Origin of the sequence: Faecalimonas umbilicata (genome assembly GCF_004346095.1) — a bacterium.
In the GTDB taxonomy this organism is placed as follows: domain Bacteria; phylum Bacillota; class Clostridia; order Lachnospirales; family Lachnospiraceae; genus Faecalimonas; species Faecalimonas umbilicata.
In genome coordinates, this window is sequence record NZ_SLZV01000034.1 from 18,571 (window position 1) to 30,528 (window position 11,958).

Consider the following 11,958-nt stretch of genomic DNA (forward strand, 5'->3'; position numbering starts at 1 on the left):
CTTATCCCGGAATCCATCTTAGCAATATTGCTCCTCCGGTTCCCCCGCCGCCTCCACCGCCGGTTCCTCCCGGATAGCGGAGAACTCGATCCCACGGATAGTTGTAGTAGGAGGTGACTCCAATCTCTTGGCCAGTCTGATCTCCGGTCTGCCCTCCTGTTATTCCGCCAAACTCGTTTTGGCTTGCCTGGACAACTTGTCCATTTCCGATATGCATAGCGGTATGGTTTTGGATGTTTAACAAAACATCTCCCTTTATCATTCCTCCGCCGCCTTGTATATCTACGCTTGATGTGACATCTGTAAAACCGCACGCAATAAATACGTCGTACATATTACCCGTATAACTTGCTCCTCCGCTCTTTACTGGCACTCCTGCATTTTCCCATGCTTGGATCAATAGCGAAGAACAGTCATAGTCAGGCCCCCATCGACTTCCCTGATCATATCCGTGGCTATTATCATTTGCAATCTGCAATGCCCAATCAACTGCTGCATTGATTTTTTCTGATCCGCCAGAATACTGCGACAAATAATCATACCAGTAGCGAGCCTGCTGCCTTCGCGCCTGTTCTACTTCCACACCTGCGCGCTCAAAATTTTTGAGAAATGCAGATGCGAGGTATTCTGGTGATTCTCCGCTTACTTTAAACTGGTCAAATGATAAAGGATATGCTCCAGTTGGAATCCACTGCCCGGCCGGAACTGTTACGGAATCAATCCATGTGAGCTGTCCATTTGGATCTGTGATCCCGTATCCATTCGCTCCCGCCCAGTTGGTGTAGTTTGTTGCTGGTGTCCATTGTACCAAGCCAAATCCTCCAGCATAGTTTCCTTCCTGGAGGTTTTGCCAAATTCCTGGATTGATATTTGACTCACTTTGCATGTTCCCACACAATCCTGCGATTGCATTTAAGCTCCAACCTCTCGCTTCCAGGAATGCAAGCACCTCTTGTGCATTCCCTTGCATTTGTGACATCTGCAAATAAAAATTACCTATTGTCCAAGCCCTTAAAATGCACCTTCTTTCGTTACTCCACCTATTAAAATTCCTTTATCAAATTTCAGATGTGTTCCGTTCGAAAACACCGCTGTTCCAGTTTTTCCTTCTCCGGCAGCTGTCGTTATTTTTTTTGCGGTTATATGCATCTGTTCTTTCGCTGCCAATGTCATAGATCCATCTTTTTTCAAATGGATCGCAGAGTTTATTCCTCCATAACTTTGTAAATATATTCCGTCTTCTCTGTACTCTATAAGTCCACAAAGCTCACCTTTTTCATTTTCTGTATAAATCTTTCCTTGCCAAATTGTTACAGCTCGTCCTTCTCCGTCAGCACTTTTTATTCGTCCTCTCGACAAAATTCCGGAATTGTCCATTAATGTCATTGTATTATTTTGACCATCAAGCATTTTGAAAACTCCTGACTTGTTATCAAGCCCACCTATCTCCAAAACACCTCCTCGTATGCGATCAGCCAACATCGTCCCTGCAACAATATAATCCGCAAAGAATCCTTTTCCGGTTCCAAACGTAGACCAGTTCCAGCTTCCATCCGGATTTTTTGAATCTGCAATCATAAGTCCCATGCTTCCCCAGCACATCGCGCCGTAGGTTTCGCTGTCTGGATCAATGTCTTCTGCCAAAAATGCCTTTTTGGTCGTCTTATGCGCTTTGCTGCTTTGAATCTGCATTTGTGTCTTAACTCCATCCAGTATGCCCTGCACTTGTTCTCCGACAACGCTGCCATTTGGCCGTATTGCACTCTCCACCCGATTCGTCATGCTTGACACATCATCAAAATAGTCGTACTTAAAGTCTCCCAACTCTACGTCTGCTACTTTTTTCTGGATGGAATCATATGTCAGCTTAATCACTCTTGCGTCCGTTGTAATATCCAACTTTTTATGCCTGCAATGTACTGTATCTCCAATCTGTACCTCTTCCAAATCCTGCACATCTTTGTACAGTTCTGTATCTTTCAGCAGCACGAGATCTATATCTAAGTTTATTTTTGGCTTATCTATCCCCAGTTCATATTGTTCTTTGCACTTTTCTGTCAATGCTTTTTTCAACTCTTCTTTGGTTTTGCAGACGATCACCCCATTCTTTTCATCATCCTCGGAAGCATCTTCTGCCATTTTTACATCCTCAAAACTCATTACTGCATAATGGATTGTCGGATATTTTTGGATCAGTGGAGAATCTATCCACGGCTCATTTCCCTCAATCATGTGTCCATTGTAGGCTTTCGGAATAATCCTTGTCACAACTTCTCTGATGTCCACATCTTCTTTCATTCCATCCTGCGCAATATTTTTCCCATATAAGATTTCCATTCCTCTGTTTTGTCCTACATGGTCATTTATTGTAATGGTGTAATTGTCAAAAAGAATCTCACCGCCCCAGCGATTTATAAAAGAGTTTTCGTCTTCCCCGTTAATCGCTTCGATGAGATTCTTCGTCATGTAATATGCTGTTGATAGATTTTTAATATTAGATTTCCCGGTATATTTTTTGTTTGGAGCTGTCATCAAATCCAATGCCTGCTGACCAGTTTTGTTTGTCGGCCGAATGTCCAGCAAAAAGCAGTCATCCTTTGCATCCATAAAGATCGGTTCCATCTCTGTTTCAATTCCTGCGTCTGATTTTTCCTTCTTTTTTATCCGGAAGAGTTGGTCTCCATTAAATGACGGCATCTTTACAACCGCATTCTCTTCAATGTATTTCCATCGCCCCTCATCATCAATCGGATGACTTAGTATCCCCCGCCAGCTTCCATTTAGTATCACTTTTACTTCTGCCGCGGTAGGTATTAGGGGCATATCTCCGTTGTTCTCATAATTTGTGTTTCCTGGCTTATAAATTTGTATCCTTATAAGCACCTCCAGTTCGGTATTACTTTTAATTCAAATCCCGGTGTGATTCGGATCATGTTCTCTCCTTCTTCCAAATACAAATCTTCGTAATCTCCTTTGACGGATGCATTTTCCAGTTTTCCATCCTGGCGATATGTCAGCATCCTATTTGTATCAATGATCAAATGTCCGTTTACGTTGGCAATCATATTTTTATCATTTACAGCAAGGGTGCATTCTCCAACTCCTATGATCTTATAAATCGGCATGCATTCGTAATATGGATTGTACTCCACCTCTGCGACAGAATGTTCCAACGCCCCATCTCTCCGATATTGGTATCCTGCACATGTAAAATCCACATCAAACTCGCCAGACTCTTTTACCTTTCTTTCAGCCGCGTTTATTTTAATATGTTTCACTAGATAAAAATACTCTTCATTATCGCTTAATATCAGCCTGTGGTCATTCTTCTGTAAGAGCCACTTCCTTACATTTCTCAATCTTTCCTGCCAGTTTTCATGGTCTACAAAGGTAAACGGTACGTTGATCACAATATCTTTTACTTTTTTCGTTTCCCGAAAGAGAGATCCATCTCTTCCGGGTATGTTAATTTCCTCATATTCAAATTCCGGAGACGGGATACTTGGTCTCTCTCTTACAAGTACCCCAAGCTCCCTATTCCTTCTTCTGTTAATTTCAATCTGATACCTTTAATGCCCCCTTGCTCTGCGTCCTGCTTTCTGTGCACTTCCAATTCCTGCCTGGGCGGTTTTTACGATGTAGCTGTCAAAATTTTTGTTTCCAATCTGCACGTTTACAGCATTGTTTAGGTTAATGCTCATTCCTCCTGCTTCTGTAAGAAGTGACTGACTTCCCATTCCATCACTGATTGTTCTTGCCACGCGACCCACCGCATCTGATATTTTATAAACATTTCTGTCGAGTCCTTTAACCATACCGTCAATAAAATCCGGCATCCATGTTTCGTAATCTCGTAATGGTCCTTCATCCGGCCGTGAGAAGTGGAGGAGCGATCTGATCTTATCTGCAATTCCTTCGATCGTGTTGATGATTCCTTTTACTCCCGACATGATTCCTTCTTTTAGTCCCTCAATAAAATCAGATCCCCATTCCCATGCACTTGAGATAACATTTTCGATGATATTTCTGACTTTATCAAAAATTCCCCGGATCATATCTGGGATTGAAGAAATCGCATTTGAAATACCATCTTTCATGGCATTGAATCCATTTACCGCTGCCTCTTTTGTATTGTTCGCAAGGTTCGAAACCGTTGTTTTGATTCCGTTCCAAATATTTGATGCAGCATTCTTTGTTTCATTCCATATTGCAGAAACTGTATTTTTCAACGCTTCAAATCTGATTTTTACAGCATTTACAATACCTTCTACCAAAGAGGTGACAACCTGCTCAATGCCACTCCAGAATTTCTGAGCAGCCTCTTGCATATTGCTCCATATCTTTTCTGCGTCCTCTCTCAGCTTATCAAAATCTCCGAGAACTAAATCAATGAGTAACAGCACCGGTCCCAGTATCGCATTTTTAATCAGTTCCCATGCTCCTGCTGCCGCAGTTTTGATTCCGTCCCAAATTCCGAATAAAGTTATTTTCAAGTTCTCAAACATTTGCGAAATGTATGTTGCAAGCGCATTTATGATCGGATTTGCCATCATAGCCGTCCAAACCTCTTCAAATTTTGTTTTTACGCTTGTCCATATACCATTCCACCATTCCGGAATCCCCTGAAAAAAACTTACCGTATTATTCCATGCCTCTGGGATTGTTTCTGTAAAAAATTTTACGATTGCATCCCAGGCCGCGAAAAATCCCTTTTTTACAGCATCCCAGACGGCATTGACAGCATCCCGGAACCATTCGCATTTGTTATACAATACAACCAATGCCGCTACGATTGCTGTTATGACCGCGATCACCGGATGCGCCATGATCAATCCAAACAAACTTTTTACAAGTCCTTTCATTTTTGTGATCATTTTCATGATCGTTCCACCCACTCCGGATATTTTCGACATCGCACCGGTTATGGCGGAAATTCCGGTTGATATTTTCCCGATCACTATGAGCAGTGGTCCGATTGCTGCTACCAGAATCCCGATAATTACAATCGCCTGCTGCACTCCTTCCGGAAGCGCGGAAAATTTATTCACGAGATTCGTGATAATCTCTGCCAACTTTTGTATAATTGGAGCCAGCGTATCTCCTATCTGTATTCCAGCTGTCTCTAGCGATCCTTTCAACTCCTCGATTGCTCTGGATCCATCTCCCATCTGAGAGTTGGCCAAACGCTGCGCTGCTTCTTGATCGTTTGTTGCCTTAATGTACTTTTGCAGTCCTTTTTCTCCACTGTTCATAAGCACAGTGGCCGCTCTCATAGCATCTGAACCAAAAATTGTAGATAATGCTGCATCTCTGGACGCTGCATCTAATCCGCCTAACTTGTCTTGTAACTCTTGCGCCATTTCAGTCGCACCAAGTAATTGCCCGCTCGAATCTCTTGTTTTTAATCCTAGATCTTCAATCATGTCTGCAGCTTTATCAGATGCTGGTGCTGCCAATTTCTGCAGCATTACTTTTAAAGATGTTCCTGCATCGCTTCCTTCAATTCCTGCATCTGCAAAACGTCCCAGTACAGCAGTCGTTTCTTGTATGGTCCATCCTGCATTTTTTGCGCCTGAAGAACACTGTGCCAGTGCCTGCGTAAGAGGCTCGACATCAGTGGAGGATGCTGCTGCCGCTCCAGCTAATGCATTGGCTGCCTCTGCGGATTTGTTTGCTTCCAGTCCAAAAGCTCCCATCGCTTGTACAACTACATTCGCTGCGTCTCCCAGTCCCATTCCAGATGATGCCGCAAGATCCATTGTAGTCTGTAATGCTCCTGCTTTGATGTCAGCTTCTGTCAAGCCACCTTTTGCAAGTTCTGTGATCGCGTTTCCAGCTTCCGTCGCCGAGAAAATGGTATCCTGGCCAGTTTTAATCGCCAGTTGCCGCAGCTCCTCCATTTCTGACATCGGTTTGTCCAACGCGCCTGCCGCCTGACTCATTGCATCCTCAAAATTATTGGCCATAGAGACAGACGCAACTCCAATTCCTCCGAGTGCCCCAGTAAGCGGAAGCATCTTTTTTCCTGCTGCTGTTGCTGTTTCCCCAACTTTTCCGGTTACCGCGGATACTTTCGCCAGATCAGCGTTTGCACTTCCGACCTCTTTTCGCAAAGCTTTATACTCATTTGTTGTTTCAACGATTTCTCTTTGCAGCGCATCCATTCCTTCCGGACTGATCGGATGTCCAAACTCATCATCAACCTGCTTTTTTTGATTTTTTAATTCTTCCAGCTTATTCTCTGATTCTTCTATTTCTTTTTCTATCAGTCTAAGACCTTCTGGCTTTACAGGATTCTCAAGACTTTCTTTTACTTCTTGTTTTTTATTTTTTAATCCTTCCAGTTTATTCTCGATTTGACCAATCTCTTCTTTTATACTTCGATACTCTGCGGAATTGTAAATACTCTCATTATATACCTCTTTTTGCCTGAATTTCAGATCTTTCAGAAGTTCTGTGGCTGACCCGATTTCCTTCTCTAATTTGACATATTGCTCAACATCTATTTTTTCACTTTTTGCCATTTTTTCTTTCTTGGCAATCAGTTTATCTAAACTTTTTTCTGTGCTTTCAATTTTCTTCTGATATTTGTTATACTCCTGCGTATTTATACGATCAGCTTTTTCAATTTCCGTTTTCTTCTTTTTTAATTCCCGAAGTTCACTATTCGTTTTATCAATTTCTTTTTGATATTCCTTAAGCGGTTGTGTGTCTATTTTATTTGTTTTCCCCGCTTCCTTTTCTTTTTTTCTTAATTCATCTAAATGCGCATTAGTTTTCTCAATTTCTTGCTGGATAGGTGTATATGCCTGCTTCCAGGCATCGTAATTTCCAGCCGTTTTTGCCGCCTGTTCACTCGCCTGTTTCAAGGTCTTTAACCGTGTCTCGGTTTCTTGTATAGATTGTTGCAAGAGCTTCTGTTTTTGATTCAGTAACTCCGTATTCGTGGGATCCAGTTTTAATAGCTTATTGACATCTCGCAACGATGACTGCACTCCATAAAGTTTTTTATCTACACCATCCAGAGCCTTATTTAGTTTTGTGGTATCTCCCCCAATTTCAATCGTGATACCTTTTATTCTGTTTGCCCTTGTTTCCTCCTTTACAGTGCGTCTATGTCTGCCTGTGTTGCGATTTTTGGATAATCATAATCATCATTTTTTAGCTCAATAAACATGTCATTTACCATTCCAATGCTTAATAGCTCCAGATCGGAAATAGAAATACCGCACTGCACACACCTGAGCATGAACAATGCGGTATTGACTTCTCTATCTATTTCCCGCTCTTTTTTTTTGGAATTGACATTTGTTTATTTTCCATCTTCCACATATCCATGATTTCTGGCATGATCTCATAAATATCGAATGTTTCAAACTGCTCCAGCCACTCGTCAATATCCTGCGGCTGTTCCGGATCTCCATGCTTGTGCATCAAAAATGCGATATTTTCAAACATTTCCAGCGATTCAATTGGAAGGCTGCTTTCAAATTCGCTCTCATCAAATTCTTTTCCTTCCTTTTTGCATTTCTTCTGCATCTCTTCCTTAAGTTTTTCCTGCACCTTGATCTGTTTCCCAATCTTCTGCATGTCGGTAAAAATATCCCTGCCAAATTTCAAACGGTAAATGCGCGGGATTGCCGCGGAGCTTTTAAATTTGCATTCTACTCCATTGATTGTTAATGTTTTTCGCATTTCAACCTCCTCCTACGCTACTTCTTGATCCGGAATGTACACTTTTTCAAACCATTTGTCGTAAAGTTCATCTGCTGTTTCCGCTGTTGTTTTTGCTCTGACAGCCATTTTCTTTGCTGCTCCAACTGATACGGCTGATGCAGAGATAGTTACTGTATCCGTTGTCGGCTCAATTGTATCTTCTATGGTGCTTGATTCCGTTTTAGGTCTTGTCGATGTGCAACAGTAAAACCAGAATCTTGTTCCTCTCACATCTCCGTCAATTTCAAATCCCAGAGCGAACCGTTTCACTTTTGCAGTTGCCTCTTCCAACATCACTTTGTTTTTGTCGATATACTCGCTTAAAATCTTCTCTCGGAACTCATCTGTGATCATTGCCACTTCCCAGTCTCCTTCATACCCACTGTTGGATGAAGAGACATAATATTTCACGCCGTCAGCGTAAAATGGCGTCAACTCTCCCTGTGCTTCCAGTGAAAGTGACACGGATCCTGGCAGCGCAAAAGGTGTATCAAATGTAATAGCTCCCATTTCATCTTCCTGCAATAATGCAATATGCGCATTACGGATATTAAACTTTACTTTATCTTTTTTCTGTGTTTGTCTTTCTTTCCTTACTTTCCCTCCACTTCATATAAAACTTCATACATGTTTTCCGACTTGATATACTCTTCATCCTTCTGCCAAAACAACTCATACTTGTCGAGTATTTCCTCTACTTGTCTTTCCAGTTCAAAATCTTTTTGGTCTGTATAAAGCTCTATGTTTACTTTGTTACTTTTAAAATAGACTCTTCCATCTGCCGAAAAATTGTTGCTTCCCGGAATCATCCAACAAATAAACGGAGGATTTACCGCTTCCTCCGTCTCAAAATGATGATATCTGTATTCAATTCCAATTTCCTGCAATATCCTCTCTACTTTTTCTTGTGTCATAGGCTTCTCTTTAACCTTTCCATCAAAATTTCCTTTGCATGCTTTTCTGCAATACTGATATGCGGGATCCCATCTACTCTTCCGCCATTTCTTTTCGCATGCCCGTGCTCCAATAAGTGTGTGATGCGATAGGATGGCTTTTTAGAATAGACTACCGTATTAAACTTGTATCTTCCTTTCAGCTTGGCATCTCGTTTGTACGTCCAATGTTTTTTATAATCTCCATCTCTTTCCGGCGATGTCGTTCTAAGCTCTGCCGCCGTCTGCTTTGCTGTTTCTTTCACAGCTTTTTCCACCGCTTCCATTACATCTTCTCGATAAGCATCCAACTCATTGATCACTGCGATCGCCAATTCATCAATGTCAATTTTAGCCATATTCTCTCACATCCTCATAGAGTGTTGTAATCTTTTCCAATGACAAAAACATGCACGGAGGAGTCTGGTCATATTTATTCTGGATCTGCACAATTTTATACTGCATTCCCCGGATCATGCACACATCCATCGTTGATATATTGTCAATCGGCAGGATAGCTACTACTTCATCAATCTGGCTCGATAGTACCTTTGCTTCATAAAATCGTTTGATCCCAACTGTCCGATATCCAAACCGTACATGCTCCTGCTTTGTTTCTACAATTTTCCGCCCCTGGACTTTACATACCTCTAAACACCCATCGTTAAATGTAACAAATTTTGTTTCCTTACGTCTTGGCATTTTTCTTCCTCCAGTTGTGGATCTGTAATGCAATGATTTCTTGTTTGTAATTTTTTACAAACTCATCTACTTGTCCAGCTCGCGCATACATGCAGTAATTCAAAAGTAAATCCTTTTCCGGTGTCTCTCCTTCAAAATCACATTGCCCGATTTTCCCTTTTAAGAACGCTTTCCCACGTTCGATGATCCCGGAGAGCTTTTTTCGCTCTCCGAGTTCCATTTCCCAAGTGATGTCCAGAAAATTTTTTACATCCTCCAGTAATCGGTCCATCTTTACTCCTTATTCTTTGTTACAGTGACCTGGTACTCTTTTGTCGCCTTGCCGTCTGTTACTTTTACTTTCACAACGTTTCCGGCTCCTTCCTGCCAGTTTACTCTGCTTCCGTTTGCAATCGGTTTATCGTTAAATTTCACTTCGATTTCTGCTGTTGTGTCTGCTGTGATCGCCTGCACTGTGTTGGATGCATCTGTTGTAGTCAAAGTGTATGTTAATGTTTCTTCTGCAAATTCTGGTGTAAGTGTATGTCCACCGATCTTAAGATCTGCAAGATTTGCATTTTCTACATTCTCTTCTGGCTGTACCACTTCCACTTCGTATCTTGCACGCTGTAATTCTGTGATGTCCAGTAAGACAAATGCATTGTCGTCTATCGCAAATCCATGTCCATACATCTTGATCAGATATACTCTTTCATCTTCCAAAAATCTGTAATCATCAGAGTATAAGATTCTTCCTCCGTTTTCGATTCCAGATCCCATAAAGTACAGTTTTGACATGCCAAACACTGCTTTTCCTACGGCTACCGCTGGAGATTGGATAACATCAATGGGAAATGGAAGTGTGCTCACATATCCGCCGCCAGGAGCTGGTCTTTGCGTCGCCGGAAGCACTTTACTGAAATAGTCTGCTGGGTTTACTACAAGGATCAATGAATCTACTGCTCTTGACTGTCCCTTTTCATTGATCGCCATGATTGCAGCCAGTTTTCCAAGCTGTACATCATCAAATTTTGTGATTTTGATTGCTTTCTTTTCCGGGTACTCCCCACCTTTTACAGATACGCTTTCGCCTACTTGTCTTGTCATTCCGATCGGCATATCTTTTCCAGTACCGTTTACGATACCGTCTTCCAGTCCGTTCGCAAGTGCTTCATACAGCACTTCTCTTACATATCTATCTAACCATTCCGGTCCCAGATCTAACATTGCTTTGCAAACTGGAAGGAACGCAGATAATTTGCTTAATGTTACATCTACTTCTTTGAATCCTGATGTAAGTTCCTGGATAATCTCTGCGCAGAGTTTTCCCCATGCTGCCTTCTGATATCCGTTGGTATTCATCATCATTCTTGTCAGACCAGTCACGGAAGTAAACTGGATTTTGGACAGTAATGGATGATTTGTTTTTAAGTCCTCAAATACTTTATCCAAGATTGTAAATGGCATCACCACATCGAGGTTTTCTACTGCCTGCTTTGGATTCGGTGCTTTCATTGCTTCGGAGAGTTTCTGATAATATTCTCTCTCTTTTGATGTCAGCTGTCTAACACCTCTGTCAGATAAGATTTTCTGATCTGTTTCTTCTACAATCGCTTTTGCCTGCTCTAAAACATTCTCCTGGATCTTATCGCACAGCTCCACAAATGCTGCCTGAAACTGTTCTGTATCTCCGTCTTTGATTGCATCGTTCATTTTCTGTACGATAGCTTTCTTTTCCATTTCAATTACGTCTAAATTTTTCCTTGTATTGTTCCTCCTTTAAAAAGTTCTAAAATTTTATTTTTCTCCGGCTTTTTCTGCTGTCGCTCTTTCATTTTTGCGATCTGCTGCCGGAAGCTCTCCTGGCTATTCAGCTGCCTTTGCATGCTGGACAGTTTTTCCAAAATTTCTTCATTTCCTGCTGTTTCTGTTTTTTTATTCATAATCTCGTCGATCAGGCCGTATTCCAAAGCTTTATCCGGTGTCAGATACGTTTCATTCTGCATCAGTTCAATCAGTTCTTCTTCGCTGATATTTGCTCTTTCCAAAAACACCTGCCGGTTTGCTTCCATCATATCATCAAGATCATCGGCATACTTTCTAAGCTGCGCTGCGTTTCCAGAGCAATACATCCACATATCATGGACAAGCGCTGTTGTTCCCAGACACATTTTTCTTTCATCGCATGCCTGCAAAATTAAAAATGCAACACTGTGTGCCACCCCGTCCACAATACCGACTTTTTTGTTCGAGCACTGTTTCAGCAGGTTATAGATTGCTACTCCCTCTTTTACAGATCCGCCATTGGAGTTGATATGCAGCTCTATCATCTGTCCTTCCGGAATGTCCGAAAGTTTCTCTGCAAAATACTTGGCAGATGTTTCAGAATCTTTATATTCCCATTCATTCCAGTCAAATTCTCCATATTCTGTTACATCATCGTAGATGTACAGAAGGGTTTTATTTTCTGCCTGCACTGGTTCTATTCTCCAATTTGTAATGTTCTTCCTTTTCTCACCCCTTTCATGATTCTTTTTTGACACTCCCCACAGCTAAAGCAGGGGGATTCTTGCTTCAACCACTACTGCATTGGAGATAATACCATGCGGTATTTCAATGTCTTACACAG

At 41.6% G+C, this 11,958-nt stretch carries 11 protein-coding genes and 1 pseudogene; all 12 read right to left on the minus strand.

The features are described 5' to 3' along the window. Window position 1 precedes the first annotated feature (1 nt). The 12 genes and pseudogenes from EDD74_RS13190 to EDD74_RS13245 all read right to left on the minus strand — a co-directional run bounded on the left by EDD74_RS13190 (window position 2) and on the right by EDD74_RS13245 (window position 11,806). Entirely contained in the window at window positions 2-970 is a 969-nt protein-coding gene (locus tag EDD74_RS13190; RefSeq protein WP_165851589.1) for a phage tail tip lysozyme, read from the minus strand. A gap of 41 nt (window positions 971-1,011) precedes the next feature. Then, entirely contained in the window at window positions 1,012-2,823 is a 1,812-nt protein-coding gene (locus EDD74_RS13195) for a phage tail spike protein (RefSeq protein ID WP_116441722.1), read from the minus strand. A 50-nt stretch (window positions 2,824-2,873) separates the two neighbouring features. After that, on the minus strand, window positions 2,874-3,560 hold the full coding sequence (locus tag EDD74_RS13200; RefSeq protein ID WP_116441721.1) for a distal tail protein Dit: 687 nt from the start codon (window positions 3,558-3,560) through the stop codon (window positions 2,874-2,876). Window positions 3,561-3,569: 9 nt separating this feature from the next. Then, window positions 3,570-6,983, minus strand: a complete 3,414-nt coding sequence (locus EDD74_RS13205) for a phage tail tape measure protein (RefSeq protein ID WP_116441720.1) — start codon at window positions 6,981-6,983, stop codon at window positions 3,570-3,572. Window positions 6,984-7,275: 292 nt separating this feature from the next. Continuing rightward, window positions 7,276-7,695 carry a hypothetical protein gene (locus EDD74_RS13210; RefSeq protein ID WP_116441719.1) on the minus strand — a complete coding sequence of 140 codons (420 nt, stop codon included), beginning with the start codon at window positions 7,693-7,695 and terminating at the stop codon, window positions 7,276-7,278. 12 nt (window positions 7,696-7,707) lie between these two features. Then, window positions 7,708-8,268 (minus strand): annotated as a pseudogene (locus tag EDD74_RS13215) (major tail protein); the annotation flags it as partial. A gap of 41 nt (window positions 8,269-8,309) precedes the next feature. Next, window positions 8,310-8,630, minus strand: a complete 321-nt coding sequence (locus EDD74_RS13220) for a hypothetical protein (protein WP_116441717.1) — start codon at window positions 8,628-8,630, stop codon at window positions 8,310-8,312. Further along, on the minus strand, window positions 8,627-9,007 hold the full coding sequence (locus EDD74_RS13225; RefSeq protein ID WP_116441716.1) for an HK97 gp10 family phage protein: 381 nt from the start codon (window positions 9,005-9,007) through the stop codon (window positions 8,627-8,629). The genes EDD74_RS13220 and EDD74_RS13225 overlap by 4 nt, the downstream gene beginning before the upstream one ends. Then, entirely contained in the window at window positions 9,000-9,350 is a 351-nt protein-coding gene (locus EDD74_RS13230; protein WP_116441715.1) for a hypothetical protein, read from the minus strand. Before EDD74_RS13230 ends, EDD74_RS13225 begins: the two co-directional genes overlap by 8 nt. Continuing rightward, a complete protein-coding gene (locus EDD74_RS13235; RefSeq protein ID WP_116441714.1) occupies window positions 9,337-9,621 on the minus strand; it encodes a hypothetical protein in 285 nt (94 codons plus the stop codon). Before EDD74_RS13235 ends, EDD74_RS13230 begins: the two co-directional genes overlap by 14 nt. A gap of 2 nt (window positions 9,622-9,623) precedes the next feature. Continuing rightward, entirely contained in the window at window positions 9,624-11,069 is a 1,446-nt protein-coding gene (locus EDD74_RS13240) for a phage major capsid protein (RefSeq protein ID WP_116441713.1), read from the minus strand. Window positions 11,070-11,080: 11 nt separating this feature from the next. Next, window positions 11,081-11,806, minus strand: a complete 726-nt coding sequence (locus EDD74_RS13245; RefSeq protein ID WP_242990130.1) for a head maturation protease, ClpP-related — start codon at window positions 11,804-11,806, stop codon at window positions 11,081-11,083. Window positions 11,807-11,958 lie beyond the last annotated feature (152 nt).